A 16,854-nucleotide genomic window follows, 5' to 3' on the forward strand; every position below is an offset into this window, starting at 1 on the left:
GTACAGTCCATTAGCAACCTGATAAATGATTCATATATTTAATGATTAACAGCTGCAGCCAAACTTCTCTTCCCCGTTGAAGTCTATGCGCGTCGGATAATCATTATCGAAGCAGGCCAGACATAGACCGCCCTTGTGATCTTCCGCGTTATTGCCCGCAATCGCCGTGATCAAACCTTCAGGGCTCAGGAATGCAAGCGAGTCCGCATTGATCTCACGACAAATTTCTTCGATAGATCGTGACGATGCGATCAGCTCACGCCGGTCCGGTGTATCGATACCATAGAAGCATGGATTTTTGAACGGCGGCGATGTGATCCGTACATGGACCTCGAGAGCACCCGCTTCACGAAGCAGGTTGACGATCCGGCGAGACGTCGTGCCGCGCACGATGGAGTCATCGATCATGACTACACGCTGCCCTTCCACCACGCGGCGTACCGCGCTCAGCTTCATCTTCACGCCCTGCTCGCGCAGTTCCTGGCTTGGCTGGATGAAGGTCCGGCCCGTGTATTTGTTCTTGATCAGCCCAAGCTCGTAAGGAATGCCTGTCTGTTCCGCGTAGCCAATGGCCGCCGAAATGCTCGAATCCGGAACCCCTGTCACAATGTCCGCGTCCACAAACGATTCCAGAGCCATGCGGCTGCCCATACGCTTACGCGCGGAGTGCTGGTTGGAGCCGTTCATATCACTGTCGGGCCGTGCAAAATAGATATATTCCATCGCACACAACGCCTTGCGATGCTTTTTCTCTTCAAAACGATCCTCTTGCAATCCGTCACGGTCCAGCACAAGCAGCTCGCCTGGCTCGATATCCCGAATGGATTCGGCACCGATGGTTTCGAACGCACAAGTCTCGGAAGCAAAGATATAAGCATCACCGAGCTTGCCCATCGTCAGAGGTCTCAGACCATGCGGATCGGAAGCCACCAGCAGTTTGTCATTGGTCATAATCATGAACGCATATCCACCGACAATTCGGTTAAAGGCATCCTTGGCCGCCTCCACAAGATCTTTTGAGGAGCGCGCAATCAGATGGGCAATAACTTCCGTATCACTTGTCGTCTGAAAAATCGATCCGCTCTCTTCCAGCTCGCGCCGGATTTGCGGTGCATTCACGATATTGCCGTTGGTCGCCACGGCAAGGTCACCCGCGCGGTACTTAAAGACCAGCGGCTGGGCATTCGTCAGCTTACTGTCTCCGCTGGTTGAATAGCGCACATGACCAATGGAGATGGATCCGGTCAGAGACGCCAAGGTATCCTTGTCGAATACCTCCTTCACCAGACCCATGCCGCGGTGGTAATGGAATTCGTCACCGTTGCTGACGCAGATCCCCGCGCTTTCCTCACCGCGATGCTGAAGGGCGTGAAGCCCATAATAGGACAAGGATGCGGCATCCGGGTGTCCATAGACCCCGAATACGCCGCATTCTTCCTTCAATTTGTCGAACAGGCCTTCCTTGCCTGCCCCTTCGTTATAATAGTCTCCGGTCCACAGCGTTTGCGGTGCTATTTCATGAGACATGGAATCGCATCCTCCCAGACTTGACGCAGCCCTTTGACCGATTCATTCAATGCCGGCGCGTCGTTGATATCTACCACCAGACTCTCGCCGCCGACAGAGCCGATCAACGTCACCGGGACGCCCTGCTCAGTCAGATATGCTTGGAGCTTGTCCGCTTGATCCTTGGCAGCAGACAGCAAGATACGCGACTGCGATTCGCTGAAGAGTGCCAGATCATGGCGGAGCGTCGTGCTGATGGACACGCTCGCACCCAGCGAGCCGCTAATGCAGGACTCTGCCAGTGCAACGGCGAGTCCACCCTCGGACAGATCATGCGCTGATTGTACCAAGCCGCTTTGGATCGCACCAAGTACGCCTGATAGCAGCTTTTTCTCCGTATCCAGGTCGAGCACTGGCGGACGGCCTTCCGTTACGCCATGAACCGCATATTGAAGCTCGCTTCCGCCCAGCTCAGCCTTGGTTTCGCCCAGCAGGAAAATGACATCGCCTTCTTGTTTGAAGCCCTGGGTAGTAATGTGGTCTGTGTCATGCAGCAATCCAACCATGCCTACAACCGGAGTCGGGTAAATGGCTCCACCTGCATTTTCATTGTACAGGCTGACATTTCCGCCGATTACCGGCGTATCCAGCACCCGGCATGCTTCCGCCATACCATCGACTGCACGTTCCATTTGCCAGAAAATATCCGGTTTTTCCGGACTGCCGAAATTCAGGTTATCCGTAATCGCGAGCGGCTCTGCACCTGTGCAGACAATATTGCGCGCCGCTTCGCTGACTGCGATTTTGCCGCCAACCTCAGGGTCCAGATATACATAACGTCCATTGCAATCCGTCGTCATCGCGAGGCCTTTGCGCGTGCCGTTAATTGTAATTACCGCCGCGTCGGAGCCCGGACGCACCGCCGTACTGGTGCGGACCATATAGTCATATTGATTGTACACCCATGCTTTGCTTGCAACCGTCGGAGAAGCCAGTACCGTCTTCAGGGCGCCGCCCAGGTCCTTCACTTCGTCATAACGGAGGGTGTCTACTTTCTCATTTTCCACGTAATAACTTGGAACACTTGATGGCTTCTCATAGACAGGACACTCATCCACGAGCGCCTGTACCGGCATGTCACCAACCAGATCACCGTGATGGAACAGCTTCAGACGACCATCATCCGTTACTTTACCAACCTTGGCGCAGATAACACCCCAGCGTTCAAAGATTTCCATTGCTTGCGCTTCATCCTTCGGCTCCACAACGAACAACATCCGTTCCTGCGACTCGGATAACATCATTTCATAAGGCGTCATGCCTTCTTCTCGCTGCGGAACCTGATCCAGATAAAGCTCTAGACCGTTGCCTGCTTTACTCGCCATTTCCGAACTGGAGCAGGTCAGACCTGCTGCGCCCATATCCTGAATACCCAGCACGATGCCGGTATCAATCAATTCCAGACAGGATTCCATCACGAGCTTTTCCATGAACGGATCGCCGACCTGTACCGCGGTTTTCTTCGCTTCAGACTCCTCACTCAGCTCAACCGAGGCAAATGTCGCACCATGAATACCGTCACGGCCGGTAGGTGGACCCACGTAGAATACGGGGTTGCCCACACCTTTGGCTACGCCGCGCTGGATTTTATCATGATCGATGAGGCCTACACACATCGCGTTCACAAGCGGATTTCCATCATAGCTGTTGTCGAACATCACTTCGCCCGCTACCGTCGGAATACCGATACAGTTGCCATATCCCGCAATCCCGGATACGACATGCTCGAATAAATATTTCACGCGGTCGCTCTCCAGTTTGCCGAAGCGCAGGGAGTTCAGCAGCGCAACAGGTCTTGCACCCATCGAGAAAATATCACGGATAATACCGCCAACCCCCGTCGCCGCACCTTGGTAAGGCTCTACTGCTGAAGGGTGGTTATGACTCTCGATTTTGAAAACAACAGCCTGATTGTCGCCAATATCAACGATGCCTGCACCTTCGCCAGGACCCATTAATACACGGGGTCCGCTGGTCGGAAAGCGGCGCAGAAGCGGCTTCGAGTTTTTGTATGCGCAGTGCTCGGACCACATCACGCTGAATACACCGATCTCTGTATAGTTAGGCTGACGTCCCATAAACGAACAGATCAGCTCATATTCACTATCGGACACGCCAAACTGCTGATATATTTTCTGCTCCGCAATTTGCTCTGCGGTCGGTTCCTTAGCGGACACTTGCTGTGCCATGGGTATCCCTCCAAGCCTTCAGGATTGATGTAAACATGCGTTTTCCGTCTGCTGAGCCCAGCAGGTCGTTCACGGCCCGCTCCGGATGCGGCATCATGCCAACGACATTTCCCCGCTCATTGCAGATGCCTGCAATATCGGCCAGAGAGCCGTTCGGATTATCCTTATACGTAAATACGATCTGGTTGTTCTGCTGAAGCTGCTTCAGCGTCTCTTCGTCGCAGTAGTAATTGCCCTCGCCATGTGCGATCGGGATGACAATTTCCTCATTCAGGTCAAAATCATTCGTGAATGGCGTTTGATTGTTAACCACCTGAAGTGCAGTATCATGACAGCGGAATTTCATGGATGTGTTGCGCATCAGCGCCCCAGGGAGAAGACCCGCTTCCGTCAAAATCTGAAAACCATTACAGATGCCAAGAATATATTTGCCTTCTTCTGCAGCCTTGGACACTTCATTCATGACCGGAGCAAAACGGGAAATCGCCCCGCAGCGTAAATAGTCGCCATAAGAAAACCCGCCTGGAACCAAAATACAGTCATATGCGGAAAGGTCGGTAGCTGTATGCCACACGTAATCGACAGGCTCTCCAATTGCTTCTTCCACCGCTTTGTAGCAGTCAATATCACAGTTGGAGCCCGGAAAGACGAGAACTGCAAATTTCATGGATGTTAGCCCTCCAATTCGTAACGGTAATCCTCAACCACCGTGTTCGCCAAAAGCTTTTCGCACATCTGTTTAACCTGGCGCTCCGCCTCAGCACGATCATCCGTGTTCAGGCTAAGCTCCATATATTTTCCGATACGCAAACTTTCGACTTCCTGAAACCCCATCGAATGCAGCGCTCCTTGTACCGCAACACCTTGCGGATCAAGTACGCCCTGCTTAATTGTGACATAGACCGTAGCTTTCAACATATTCCTCTAGTTCCTCCTCGGGTTAGATAGATAGAATGAGCTTTTTGATGGATAAGTGCTTGGCATCGTGCATAGTGACCGCTCCGGTGACGGATCGTTCTTCCGATCGCTTCCGTCCCCCACGCTGCCTTGATTTGTCTCAAAACCTTTCAATCAAAAAAATAGAAATGCGAATCCTATTACACTTGCTCCGTCAATCTGCGGTAAATATCCACATAGCGGCGGGTCGTTTCTTCCACCACTTCCGCGGGAAGCGGATCCGGCTGGCTGTTCTTGTCCCATGACGTAGAAGCCAGATAGGTGCGGACCGGCTCTTTATCCATGCTGTCGATTTCGATATCCAAAGCGTAATTCTCCTTCGCCCAGAAGCGTGAAGAATCAGGTGTAAAGATTTCATCAATCAGGATCACCCGGCCATCCAGGATGCCGAATTCGAACTTGCAGTCCGCTAGAATAATGCCGCGTTCCGCGCAGTAATCCCGGGCAAAACCATACAACTTAAGGCTTTTCTCCTGAAGCTCTAACGCGAGCTCGTCACCGATCATCGACTTCATTTGCTCCATGGAAATGTCTTCGTCGTGACCGACGTCGTTTTTCGCGGCAGGTGTGAAGATCGGCTCCGGGAAAGGCTCATTTTTACGAATGCCCTCCGGCAGATGGATTCCATTCACTTCTCCCGAGGTTTGATACTGTCTCCAGCCGCCCCCGGTGATGTAGCCTCTGACCACGCATTCCATATCGATACGCTGCGCCTTGCGGACCACCATGATCCGGTCCTTCAATAGCGCTTTGTCCTTTGCGATATTTCCCAATTGATCCACATCGGTGTGAACCACGTGGTTTTCCATCAGCTCGCGGGTCTGTTCGAACCAGAAGGCGCTAAGCCGGTTCAGAACATTCCCTTTCTCCGGAACGGCCGGATCCAGCACATAATCAAATGCGGAAATCCGGTCTGTGACGACGATCAGCACATGTTCCCCCAAATCATACAGCTCACGTACCTTGCCCTTATAAAGCAGCGGCGCATCAACAAGTTCCACAGCAGTGGATACGGCCGGTGATGTCATGTGAATCCTCCCCACTTTTTCCTTCATCATTGATTCTTTCACCTGGTTAGGCGGATTGAAGATTAAATCAGGCCAAGCTTTTTGAATATCGTATCTACATGCTTCAGATGCCAGGAAGGGTTGAATGCATCTTCAATATCTTCCGCGCTCAGCGCTTCCGTAATTTCAGGCGTTGATTCCACGATATCGCGGAACTGGCGCTGCTCTTCCCAAGCCTGCATTGCGCGCGGCTGGACCGTATCATACGCCTGCTCGCGGCTGAAACCCTTGTCGATCAGCTTGGTCATGACGCGTCCGGAGAATGGAACGCCGAAGGTGCGGCCCATGTTACGCTTCATATTTTCCGGGAATACCGTCAAATTTTTCACGATATTGCCGAAGCGGTTCAGCATGTAGTTCAGCAGCATGGTTGCATCCGGCAGGATAATCCGTTCCACGGAGGAATGCGAAATGTCGCGTTCGTGCCAGAGTGCCACGTCTTCGAATGCCGTTACCATATGTCCGCGGATCACGCGGGAAAGACCGGAGATATTCTCGCAGCCGATCGGATTGCGTTTATGCGGCATCGCCGAGGAGCCCTTTTGACCCTTGGCAAAAGCCTCTTCCACCTCGCGAACCTCACTCTTTTGCAGGGCGCGGATTTCAGTCGCGAATTTATCCATCGAAGTTGCGATCAGCGCGAGTGTCGCCATGTATTCGGCATGACGATCACGCTGCAGCGTTTGTGTAGATATTGGAGCCGGGCTGGTTCCAAGCTTCTTGCATACGAATTCCTCAACAAACGGATCGATATTCGCATAGGTGCCGACTGCGCCGGAGATTTTTCCGAACTCCACGCCTTTGGCCGCATGGCGGAAACGCTCCAGATTACGCTTCATTTCCTCATACCACAACGCCATTTTCAGTCCGAAGGTTGTCGGTTCGGCATGCACACCATGCGTGCGGCCCATCATCGGCGTATCCTTGTAGGCAATAGCTTTGTCCTTCAGGATTTCGATGAAACGGATCAAATCCTGTTCAATAATTTCATTCGCCTGGCGCAAAAGATAACCAAGAGCTGTGTCTACCACGTCGGTGGAAGTCAGGCCGTAATGCACCCATTTGCGTTCCTGTCCAAGGCTTTCGGACACGGTACGGGTAAAAGCAATTACGTCATGACGCGTTTCCTGTTCAATTTCATTAATGCGCTGAATATCAAATGTGGCATTCTCACGAAGCAGCTTCGTATCTTCCTTCGGAATGACTCCGAGCTCCGCCCATGCTTCACAAGCGCATAATTCTACTTCAAGCCAAGCCTTGAATTTATTCTCCTCGGTCCAGATGGCCCGCATTTCCGGTCTGCTATAACGTTCGATCATTGATTATCCTTGCCTCCAAATGTGAGTTTGTTCGATCCAGTCCAGCGCATGCTGAACATCCTTGCATAACAGGTTGATATGGCCCATTTTGCGGCCAGTCTTGCTCTCATTCTTTCCATATAAATGAAGCTTAGGCACGGCGCCGTATTCGTCCAATGCATCATCCGGCACGCCTGCCTGCTTCACGACTTCTTCCAAATGCTGTCCCAGCACGTTCACCATAACAACGGGACTGAGAAGCGTGGTATCTCCGAGCGGCAGATTGCAGATTGCCCGCACATGCTGCTCAAACTGCGAGGTTGCACATGCCTCCATCGTGTAATGTCCGGAATTGTGAGGGCGGGGGGCTACTTCATTCACATACAGCCCGCCGTCCTCCGTCACGAACATTTCCACGGCGAGAAGGCCAGCCACATTCAGGCTTTCCGCGAGCTTTTCCGCCAGCTTCCGCGCTTCACGCTGGATACTTTCCTCTACTCTTGCCGGCACGATGGACAGATGCAGGATGCCGTCCACGTGGATATTTTCCGAGACGGGAAAGCTCTTCACTTCCCCCTTCGGGCTTCGCGCCGCAATAACGGAAATCTCCGCTTGGAAAGCGATAAACTTCTCCAGCACCAGCTCTCTCCCAGAAGCCGCCAGTTCCCCATAAGCTGCTTCCAGTTCTTCGCTTGAGCGAATGACCGCTTGTCCCTTTCCATCATAACCGCCGGTAGCCGTTTTCAGCACACAGGGTAGACCCAGCTCTTCTGCCGCCTTGATCAGGCTCGGCAAATCCGTAATCTCGCGGTATGGTGCTACGGGTATTCCTGCGGACTCCATTGCCCGTTTCTCCCGCAGTCTGTGCTGAGTTGTGTAGAGCAGCGTGCTTCCCTGCGGTACGTACGATTCCTTTTCGAGCAGGGCAGCTACATCCGCGTCCACATTTTCAAATTCATACGTAATGACATCCGATGCCAAAGCCAAATTCCGCGCTGCCGCTTCGTCGCTATAAGATGCTTCAATCTGTGGTGTAACCTGCCCGCATGGGGCTCCCGGCGTCGGGTCCAGCGTAATGAACCGGTATCCCATTGCCGTTCCGGCGAGCGCCATCATGCGTCCAAGCTGTCCTCCGCCCAAAATACCAATCGTTGCGCCGGGAAGCAGCGTTTTCGTATCCATCTGATGTCTGCTCTGCAGTTCTTTACTCATAGCAAGTCACTGCTTTCCAGCACTTCATTACGGATATGATCCCGCCGTGCCTGCACCCGGTTTTGAATGACAGGATCAGAAGCTCCAATGATCTGGGCTGCCAACAGTCCTGCATTCGTCGCTCCAGCCTGACCGATGGCCACTGTAGCGACTGGGATTCCTCCAGGCATTTGTACGATCGAAAGCAGTGAGTCCAGTCCGTTCAGTGCTTTGGTCTGCACCGGTACGCCGATTACAGGGAGCACCGTTTTGGCGGCAACCATCCCCGGCAAATGCGCGGCACCGCCCGCACCCGCGATGATGACCTTAATGCCCCGCTGCGCAGCTTCTTCCGCAAAGGTAAACATCAAATCCGGCGTACGATGCGCGGATACGACCTTTTTCTCATAAGGAATATTCAGTTCATCAAGCACTATGCAAGCGTGCTGCATCGTTTCCCAATCCGATTTGCTGCCCATGATGACAGCGACCGATGCTGACATGTTTCTACCTACTTTCATGTGGTTTTTTAGCGATCTGTCTTTTTTATCAAAAACCGAAAATAAGACCAAAAAGCCCGGTCCCAAGAAAATATTGATTTTCAGGATACCGGACCATGTCAGGAATACATATACGCTTGGATGTATCATGTGATTGATCACAAAAGACATACACCAAGACCGGAATGGCCGTACAGCCTCCCTTGCGGTATTCCCTCGTAGTCCGGAAATTTACGGTCTCCGGGTAGAAACTTCCGGGCCTTATTCCCGGCGTTATACGAGCATTTTTTCAATTGTAAATGATGCTGATATTGGAGCGCCTCCGTTTAAGAGGACTTACATCTATCAGTTTAACAATCCCCTACATCACATGTCAACTCAAACACGAACAATTAAAAGAATCATAAATTTAATGTTCGTTTTTTGGCCTATTCATACCTAAAAAGCAAGCCAGTATACCTTCAAACTCCGGCACACTGGCTTACAATTTTAATTTTGATTACTTAATCACAAGAACAGGTATACGGGCATGCTGCACCACGTTGTGGCTGACACTACCAAGCACGAATTCACGAATTCCGCCTAAACCGCGGCTGCCAATAATTATGACATCCGAGTCTTTTTCCTTGGCATATCTCAAAATGGTTTCTGCAGGAGCTCCCTGGATCATCTCCACGTTGAAGCTTACGCCCGCGTCCGTCAAGCGCTTTTTCGCTTCGTCAACGGTCTGTTCAGCCAGATCATAAAAATCCTTGTTGACAGATGCTGGAATCGGAGCGAGGCCTTCACCGATAAAGACACGCGGAAAATCGAATGCATGCAGGACCTGAATGACCGAGCCTGGTGCTGCATGAGCTAATTCAATCGCACGATCAAGAGCCTTATTGGAAGCTTTGGAACCATCATAAGCCAGAAGAATTTTGGAGAATAACATGTGAACCCACCTCTTCTTTCTCTGTTTTGTTGAACTGCCATGTATTAAACGATTTAACCTTGAATCCATTCCGTTAATCATAAATACAAATGGAACAGATCCAGCACAAGATAGAAGAAAATCGATAAAGCCTGTTGTAGAGACGCTGCTAGCTTAAAAAATAGGCGTACAGAACGGCATTCACAAACAATAGCAGAGGGATGCCAATGCGAAAACTCAGATGGCGCGTCTTATGGCGCTTGCGGTACATCGCGATCCACACACCAAGAGATCCGCCGATTGCCGCCAGTAAAAAAAGGGTTCTCTCAGGTACGCGGTCGCGCCTGTTCCTTGCTCTTCTTTTATCCTCGGACATCACCAGGTAGCCCACTGCATTGATGAAAATAAACCATACCCATAGGGCTGTTCTCACCGGGGAACCACCTCCGTTCAACCTGCCTAGCTTCATTATAAATCTGTATCGGGACGGAAACAATGTCAAAACTCAAAATTATTTCAGTTTCTAAGGTATAGCTAAATGAACCTGCTTTGTCTGGCGTTACTTATCGTTTTTTTGCTCCATAGCGGCTTTTAGCAGTTCACCCAAATTAGAGACAGCAGACGATTCCTGGCTGGAATATTGCTGGACAAGCTTACGTGCTTCCTTCTTATTCACATGCTTATTGTCCTTATTCATCGTCTCGGTAATTCCGCAGGACAGGCACTGCACATACATACCAGCCTTGCCTTCCTTCATCTCCATCTTCTTATGGCACTGCGGACAACGGCGGTTCGACAGACGCTTTTCATCGGAGCGACGGTAGCCGCAATCATCACTTGGACAAATCAGCATTTTGCCACGCTTGCCCTTCTTCTCCAAAAGTTTTGTGCCGCATTGCGGGCAGTGGCTGTTGGATACGTTGTGAGGCTTGTAGCCGGCAGAGCTATTTTTCACCCCGGTAACCAGATCCTTGGACATGCTCCGAATTCCCTGAAGGAAAGGCTCCGGCTGTCCTTGACCACGGGCGATTTTCTCAAGCTCGGCTTCCCAGCGGGCGGTAAGCTCCGGCGTACGCAGCTCAGGCGCAACCAGCTCAATCAGCTGCTTACCTTTTCCTGTCGGATGCAAAAGATTGCCCTGACGCTCAATCGTGTCGGAGTTAATCAGCTTCTCAATGATATCCGCCCGGGTGGCAGGCGTGCCAAGTCCGTGCTTTTCCATTTGCGAGAGCAGGCTTGCTTCTGTGTAACGCTTCGGCGGAAGCGTTCTTCCTCCTTGAACATGAACACGCTGCACTTTGACAGAGTCTCCCTCATGAAGCTCAGGGAGCAATGAAGAACTGTCATCCGTATCCCCATCATTGTCATCATCGGATAGATCATCCACTTCAGCCCCATAGACCTCGCGCCAGCCTGCATCCTTGATCGTCGTACCTTTGACATGCAGCTGCTCTCCCTCGACCTGTACAATGACGCTCACATTGTCGTAACGTGCAGGAGGATAGAACAGACTGATAAAGCGGCGCACAATCAGATCATAGAGCTTGCGCTCCTCCGTATTCAGCTGATTCAGCAGCACGGTCTCTTCCGTCGGAATGATCGCATGATGGTCACTGACCTTCGAATCATCGACAATCCGTTTGGTTATCGGCAGATTCTTGCGCAGCAATGGACGGGCAAGTGTCGCATAGGGGCCGATGGCCACGCTCTCAAGTCGCTCCTTCAAGGTGTGAACCATGTCAGAAGTCAAATAACGGCTGTCCGTACGTGGATATGTAACCAGCTTATATTGCTCATACAGACGCTGCAGTACATTGGATGTCTGCTTTGCGGAGAATCCATATTTACGGTTTGCATCTCTCTGAAGCTCGGTCAGGTCATACGCAAGCGGATGCGGCTCGACCTTCTCCGACTTTTTCACCTGCGTAATCTTGCCGTATTGTCCCTCCAGCTTCTTCTTTAACGAATCCGTATTTTGGCGTTCAAAGATGCGTGCGTCCCCATTTTTCCCACGCCAGTTTGCCGAAAAGTTTCCGAAATCCGCCTTCAGTGTGTCATATTCCTGGGAACGAAAATTCACGATTTCATTTTCCCTGTCCATGATCATACCAAGCGAAGGCGTCTGTACGCGGCCTGCGGACAACTGGGCACTATACTTGACTGTCAGGGCACGCGTTACGTTAAGTCCAATCATCCAGTCTGCTTCGGCCCGGCATCGTGCCGATTCATATAATCGATCAAACTGGTTACCCGGACGCAAAGACGCAAAACCTTCCTTGATCGCTTTATCCGTCTGGGACGAAATCCATAGGCGCTGGAACGGCTTGTTCCAGTGGGCCATTTTCAAAATCCAGCGTGCCAGGAGTTCCCCTTCGCGTGCCGCATCCGTCGCTATAATCAGCTTGTTTACATCCTGACGCTTAATCATCTGCTGAACGACCCTGAACTGCTGGCCAGTTTCCCGCAGCACCTTCAGCTTCATCGTTGCCGGCAGGATGGGCAGATCCTCAAGATTCCATGTTGCATATTTATGGTCATAATCTTCCGGCTCAGCCAGTCCTACCAAATGACCCAGTGCCCATGTGACAATATATTGAGGGCCTTCAAAATATCCCTTGTGCTTTTCCCTGCTTCCCATGACCCGCGCAATTTCACGTGCCACGGATGGTTTTTCAGCTAATACGAGTGATTTCATAACGCTCCCCTTTCTGAAGATATCAAAATTCAATGAACCCCGAGGAATCCCCATCCTGATATCGTAAGAAAAACCTCACTAGATGCGGTCCGGCTTCTGTGAGAGTATGTCGATTGACGTTTTTTCTCTTGCTTCTATTATACCATCCAATGCCCCGCGTCATGAAATGGGCTTTATAGCTCTTTAAACAGAAAAAACCTTCCAGGCCATAAGTGGATACGAATATCCGCAAACGGCACCAGAAGGAACTTTCTACATCATTGCACTTTAGTACTTATATCAAGGGTACAATGGTACGGCTATTGCTACTCTTGTTTCGAAATCTGATTCAGGCTGGGCGGTACCTTGGCTGCCTTTTCCGGGTGCAGCGTGATGGCTTCCTCTTTGATGCTGGCTTTATTTTGCTGGTTGTTGATTTTAAGCGGTTTATGATGCGGCACGACTATCCCCCCTTTCCGTTATCAATCCCCTAATCCGGCTTCTTTATCCCTGTAAAATAGTTCTTAAAGACTATTCAGTGGTGAATCATGAAAGCATTTCAGGAATTATAGAGAAAAACATAGATTATTTTGTCTATTTTTGTTAAGTTAAAATTGGCTAAATAAACCAATGCAGCTTTCAAAATGTTATAAGCTGTATCATTTGAACCATGCGGGGTGAATAAACAAGTCATTGTAAATATATAAACCTATAAATTAGGTACTTAGTCGTATGTGAGTTATTAACGAGTATATAGGAGGTCCCATGCAGTGAAGATGCGCAATTTATCATTAAAATACAAAATTTCCTTACTTTTAATTCCCGTCATCATCGTCGTATTTATGCTTATTCTACAGTTGAACATCAATACATTGAAGTCTGGCTTATCCCGGGATTTGGAGCATGAGCTTGAAGGTGTCGGTAATTTAACCGCGATGCAGCTCGATCCTGTTCAAATTACTTCATTGGTTGAGCAAGCAGGGAAGGACAATCCCGATTTCGAAAAGGTGCAAAACCAGCTGGATTTTATTCAAAAGGTTCAAGGCACGATGGCCTCCAGCTATGTCTGGAGGATTCAGGACGGACAAATTTATCCGGTCGTCTTCACGTCTGACCTTAATGAAGTAATGACGGAATTCAACAAGCCTTTGGATGGATTAGCTGCAGCTAATGTTAATGCCGCACAAAAAGCCTATGACAGTGGCACAAGACAGATTACAGGCATGTATGAGGATGCCCTGGGCTCCTGGAGAACCATTATGCAACCGATCCGGAGCGAAGGAAAAGTCGTCGCGGTTCTTGGCATCGACTACTCAGCCGCTTATATCAATAATGTCGTCAGCGAATCACGGACCAAGCAAATCATCATTACGCTTGTCGGCATTGCCGTTACAGGATTAATTATTTATTTCGTTATTTACCGACTTCTGCTGCCTCTCCGGAATATCGTAGGTATAGCTAATAAAATAGCAGATGGTGATCTCACCACACAAGATTTCAGTTCCGATTCGAATGACGAAATCGGACAACTGTACAATGCGATTAGTAAAATGAACAGCCATCTTCGTTCGCTTATCCACAGCATTCAAGAGCAATCCAGACTTATGATAAGCTCATCCGAGCAGGTTCAAACAGGCGCTATGGAGACGGAAAACTACTCCCTCTCCGTTACGAAGGATATTTCCGAGGTTGCTAGCCAGACGACCACTACATCCAAAATTGCCGATGAGACCGTTATTGTTCTGGAAGAGACTGCCCTTGGTATACAGCGGATTGCCGAATCCACTTCATCTGCATCGGAGGAATCCAACCAGATGGCTGATGACGCGGAATCCGGTCATCATGCGCTTCAGGAAATGATGAATCAAATGGAAGCAATCAACATCTCCGTAGGTAAGATCTCGGATGTTCTTCATAACCTAAACCTGCGTATTACGGAAATCGGTACCTTTACTGAACTGATTACCGAGGTCTCCCATCAGACCAACCTGCTCTCACTCAATGCTTCGATTGAGGCAGCACGGGCAGGGGAGCATGGGGCAGGCTTTGCCGTTGTGGCAAGCGAAATCCGGAAGCTGGCGGAAAGCACGAATAAATCTGCTGCCGGTATTTCAGATCTGGTATCGCGTATCCAGGAGAGCACCAACGATTCCATGGAAGCAGCAGATCATGGGCAGCAAGAAGCAACCCGTGGGCTATCCCTTGCATCCGAGGCTGGGCAATCCTTTAGCCGCATTCTGCAGTCCACAAGCAATGTAGCGATGCAGATGCAGGAAATATCTGCTTCCCTTGAGCAGATTTCAGCTTCCTCTGAAGAAGCGACCGCATCGGTTACCGAATTGAAATATGCGGCAGGCAACATTGCCCGTACCTCTGGCCAAGTATCGGATGCCGCGGGTATGCAGCTTGAATTAATCCAGGAGATCAGCAAATCTACCCAATCCTTAAGCTCGGTCAGCCGTCAGCTGCAGGAAATGATTATGGTGTTTAAAGTATAACAAGCACGAGACATGTTTATTCCCCCAGAAAAAAGCGCTGGAGCCATAGCTCCAGCGCTTTTGATATTCAAATGAATCACCTGTTGGATTGTTATCAGCCTGTCACTATGCAAGCTTCAAAGTAAGAGACGCCATCAGGAGCCTGTCCCCTGAAATAAAGCTTGCCGTCAACGGAATCCGAGCGGTAAATTCCCATTTCATCTCCTGCCAATGCTTCATGCTGGTACGTGATTTTAAATGATTTTATATGAAGCTTATCGAGTTCCTCTTTACGAAGTGCGTCCATGCATAGATCGGCGTAACGGGAATTGTTAAGATGTCCGTTCGCATCGATACCACTATAACGGACGACGGAGAGATAAGCTTCCTGCATGACCGTATCTTCGGGAATTTTCACTTTGTCTGGCGCCTCTCCTACCGAATCATCAGCCTTAATCGGCACCTCAAATGGAAATGCGGAAGGGCGCAGCACTTTCCGTTTGCTTATATCCACTAGAGCCCAGATGCTGCAGGCTTCAGCAATCGTCTTCCCCTCATGATCCATAATTCGAAAGTCACGCTGCCAGAGGGCACCCTTCGGTCCTTTATTCCATGTTTGAATCGAAATATCTTCCAGTGCTTTTGGCATCCGCTGAAAGCGCAGCTCCATTGTAATCAGCATCCATCCCATTCCCTCAGCGATCATCTGATCCCGCGTAGCGCCAAGACGCTCCAGATCGGCATCAGCCGTGCGCTGCATCAGAGCAAGCAGTACTGATAGGCGCGCTTCCGATTTATAATCAATGTCATTGGAATGGATGAGATAATTTTCATTCCATTTGATATCCATTTGCGTTCACACTCCTGTACTTTATAAATCATACTCCTCCTCATCACCAAAAACCAGGCAAGCAAAGTAATCCTTAGTGAAATTAAACTCTGCTTGTCGCATCTCGTGTCGACCTCAAATAATGAAATCGCTATCATACTAGGCTTATTTGTACAGCCTCTTTGATCTGCTAATCCACCCTGGAAGGCGACAGATCATGATTCTATGAACTCGGATGACGTGAAAATTGGCTTGGGCGGAGGTCCACTATGGACTTCGGAAAAATGGCGACCTCACACTCAGCAAATCTGAAGCGATTGGTGTCTTCATTTCATAAGCTGGCTGATCTTTCGGGAGTAGGAGGGAATTGGAACAACAGATGAGGCAGAGTGTTCCATGCAGGAAGGCAAGCTGGTCTAGCCGGTAACGAACATTATGAACATAAACGAGCAAAAGATTTTGAAGATGCTTCTTCTCTAAGTTATCCTCATGTTCATAACTGGTCGGAAACCTTGCTCGTGTCAGCTATTTTTACGTAAAGCTGTGTATTATGGGGATGAAATTGTGAATTTGTGGAGAACTTTTTGTGAGATTCTCTAAAATTACAATTTTCGATTGATTTTTCTGTGCATAAGTATTTTTCAAACTAGAAAAGGAGGCTAACCTGTGGATGAATAAAGTCCACTTCCATAAAGTATCCACAAAAGGGGACAAAAAAACCACCATCGATTATTCATCAACAGTGGTTCTTCGCTTGGCGGCATCCTACTCTCCCAGGACCCTTCGGTCCAAGTACCATCGGCGCTGGAGGGCTTAACGGTCGTGTTCGGGATGGGTACGCGTGGAACCCCTCCGCCATCGCCACCAAACAGGATTTTTAATGATTTTTCGAAGCCTAAGCCTCTCGAAATCGCTGCGAGAAAAGATCAGTCGGAAGACTAAACATGCAGCTTAAAAATCAGTCCAGATGTTTGATCACCTGAAAACTAGATACGAAACGAATTTGTGTGTTTAGAAATGGTCTCCGCATTCCTTACTCCGTTGCAAAGCATAACGCTTCCGAAGTAAGTTTCCCTACGGTAAACTTTTTAGGATAAGCCCTCGACCGATTAGTATTGGTCAGCTCCATGCATTGCTGCACTTCCACCTCCAACCTATCTACCTCGTCGTCTTCAAGGGGTCTTACATACTGG

At 49.8% G+C, this 16,854-nt stretch carries 14 protein-coding genes, 2 rRNA genes and 1 riboswitch; of the genes, 1 reads left to right on the top strand and 15 read right to left on the bottom strand.

Annotated elements, in window-relative coordinates; all coding sequences use genetic code 11:
- Positions 1-45: 45 nt before the first annotated feature.
- The 12 genes from purF to KJS65_RS30145 all read right to left on the bottom strand — a co-directional run bounded on the left by purF (position 46) and on the right by KJS65_RS30145 (position 12,816).
- Positions 46-1,527, bottom strand: a complete 1,482-nt coding sequence (gene purF, locus KJS65_RS27360; protein WP_213652976.1) for an amidophosphoribosyltransferase — start codon at positions 1,525-1,527, stop codon at positions 46-48.
- Entirely contained in the window at positions 1,512-3,755 is a 2,244-nt protein-coding gene (gene purL, locus KJS65_RS27365) for a phosphoribosylformylglycinamidine synthase subunit PurL (RefSeq protein WP_213652977.1), read from the bottom strand. The genes purF and purL overlap by 16 nt, the downstream gene beginning before the upstream one ends.
- On the bottom strand, positions 3,733-4,422 hold the full coding sequence (purQ, locus tag KJS65_RS27370) for a phosphoribosylformylglycinamidine synthase subunit PurQ (protein WP_213652978.1): 690 nt from the start codon (positions 4,420-4,422) through the stop codon (positions 3,733-3,735). Before purQ ends, purL begins: the two co-directional genes overlap by 23 nt.
- Before the next feature lie 5 nt (positions 4,423-4,427).
- Positions 4,428-4,673, bottom strand: coding sequence for a phosphoribosylformylglycinamidine synthase subunit PurS (gene purS / locus KJS65_RS27375; protein WP_136608819.1), 246 nt, complete (start codon positions 4,671-4,673; stop codon positions 4,428-4,430).
- Positions 4,674-4,852: 179 nt separating this feature from the next.
- A complete protein-coding gene (locus KJS65_RS27380) occupies positions 4,853-5,740 on the bottom strand; it encodes a phosphoribosylaminoimidazolesuccinocarboxamide synthase (RefSeq protein WP_213652979.1) in 888 nt (295 codons plus the stop codon).
- Between the two features lie 62 nt (positions 5,741-5,802).
- Entirely contained in the window at positions 5,803-7,098 is a 1,296-nt protein-coding gene (gene purB, locus KJS65_RS27385) for an adenylosuccinate lyase (protein WP_213652980.1), read from the bottom strand.
- Positions 7,099-7,101: 3 nt separating this feature from the next.
- The gene (gene purK / locus KJS65_RS27390; protein WP_213652981.1) at positions 7,102-8,289 is read right to left on the bottom strand and encodes a 5-(carboxyamino)imidazole ribonucleotide synthase; all 1,188 of its coding nucleotides are present in this window, start codon (positions 8,287-8,289) and stop codon (positions 7,102-7,104) included.
- A complete protein-coding gene (gene purE, locus KJS65_RS27395; RefSeq protein WP_213652982.1) occupies positions 8,286-8,771 on the bottom strand; it encodes a 5-(carboxyamino)imidazole ribonucleotide mutase in 486 nt (161 codons plus the stop codon). Before purE ends, purK begins: the two co-directional genes overlap by 4 nt.
- Positions 8,772-8,967: 196 nt before the next feature.
- A riboswitch (purine riboswitch) is annotated at positions 8,968-9,069 on the bottom strand.
- Positions 9,070-9,267: 198 nt separating this feature from the next.
- Positions 9,268-9,702: a universal stress protein gene (locus tag KJS65_RS27400; RefSeq protein ID WP_213652983.1), complete on the bottom strand. Its 435-nt coding sequence runs from the start codon at positions 9,700-9,702 to the stop codon at positions 9,268-9,270.
- A 148-nt stretch (positions 9,703-9,850) separates the two neighbouring features.
- Positions 9,851-10,114, bottom strand: coding sequence for a DUF1294 domain-containing protein (locus KJS65_RS27405; protein WP_136608824.1), 264 nt, complete (start codon positions 10,112-10,114; stop codon positions 9,851-9,853).
- A gap of 126 nt (positions 10,115-10,240) precedes the next feature.
- Positions 10,241-12,376, bottom strand: coding sequence for a DNA topoisomerase III (locus KJS65_RS27410; protein ID WP_213652984.1), 2,136 nt, complete (start codon positions 12,374-12,376; stop codon positions 10,241-10,243).
- A gap of 305 nt (positions 12,377-12,681) precedes the next feature.
- The gene (locus KJS65_RS30145) at positions 12,682-12,816 is read right to left on the bottom strand and encodes a hypothetical protein (RefSeq protein WP_280531360.1); all 135 of its coding nucleotides are present in this window, start codon (positions 12,814-12,816) and stop codon (positions 12,682-12,684) included.
- A gap of 315 nt (positions 12,817-13,131) precedes the next feature.
- Here KJS65_RS30145 and KJS65_RS27415 point away from each other — a divergent pair, with 315 nt between their 5' ends.
- Entirely contained in the window at positions 13,132-14,853 is a 1,722-nt protein-coding gene (locus tag KJS65_RS27415; protein ID WP_244864896.1) for a methyl-accepting chemotaxis protein, read from the top strand.
- 94 nt (positions 14,854-14,947) lie between these two features.
- Here KJS65_RS27415 and KJS65_RS27420 read toward each other — a convergent pair whose 3' ends face one another.
- The 3 genes from KJS65_RS27420 to KJS65_RS27430 form a co-directional block, all read right to left on the bottom strand.
- Positions 14,948-15,682 carry an acyl-[acyl-carrier-protein] thioesterase gene (locus KJS65_RS27420; RefSeq protein ID WP_213652986.1) on the bottom strand — a complete coding sequence of 245 codons (735 nt, stop codon included), beginning with the start codon at positions 15,680-15,682 and terminating at the stop codon, positions 14,948-14,950.
- Positions 15,683-16,413: 731 nt separating this feature from the next.
- A 5S ribosomal RNA gene (gene rrf / locus KJS65_RS27425) occupies positions 16,414-16,530 on the bottom strand.
- Between the two features lie 220 nt (positions 16,531-16,750).
- Positions 16,751-16,854, bottom strand: a 23S ribosomal RNA gene (locus tag KJS65_RS27430); the annotation flags it as partial.

The organism is Paenibacillus sp. J23TS9 (genome assembly GCF_018403225.1).
Lineage (GTDB): Bacteria > Bacillota > Bacilli > Paenibacillales > Paenibacillaceae > Paenibacillus_AQ.

Coding starts and splice junctions, on each gene's coding strand:
- purF (WP_213652976.1), bottom strand. CDS start 1,527: ATGTCTCATGAAATAGCACCGCAAACGCTGTGGACCGGAGACTATTAT.
- purL (WP_213652977.1), bottom strand. CDS start 3,755: ATGGCACAGCAAGTGTCCGCTAAGGAACCGACCGCAGAGCAAATTGCG.
- purQ (WP_213652978.1), bottom strand. CDS start 4,422: ATGAAATTTGCAGTTCTCGTCTTTCCGGGCTCCAACTGTGATATTGAC.
- purS (WP_136608819.1), bottom strand. CDS start 4,673: ATGTTGAAAGCTACGGTCTATGTCACAATTAAGCAGGGCGTACTTGAT.
- KJS65_RS27380 (WP_213652979.1), bottom strand. CDS start 5,740: ATGACATCACCGGCCGTATCCACTGCTGTGGAACTTGTTGATGCGCCG.
- purB (WP_213652980.1), bottom strand. CDS start 7,098: ATGATCGAACGTTATAGCAGACCGGAAATGCGGGCCATCTGGACCGAG.
- purK (WP_213652981.1), bottom strand. CDS start 8,289: ATGAGTAAAGAACTGCAGAGCAGACATCAGATGGATACGAAAACGCTG.
- purE (WP_213652982.1), bottom strand. CDS start 8,771: ATGTCAGCATCGGTCGCTGTCATCATGGGCAGCAAATCGGATTGGGAA.
- KJS65_RS27400 (WP_213652983.1), bottom strand. CDS start 9,702: ATGTTATTCTCCAAAATTCTTCTGGCTTATGATGGTTCCAAAGCTTCC.
- KJS65_RS27410 (WP_213652984.1), bottom strand. CDS start 12,376: ATGAAATCACTCGTATTAGCTGAAAAACCATCCGTGGCACGTGAAATT.
- KJS65_RS27415 (WP_244864896.1), top strand. CDS start 13,132: ATGCGCAATTTATCATTAAAATACAAAATTTCCTTACTTTTAATTCCC.
- KJS65_RS27420 (WP_213652986.1), bottom strand. CDS start 15,682: ATGGATATCAAATGGAATGAAAATTATCTCATCCATTCCAATGACATT.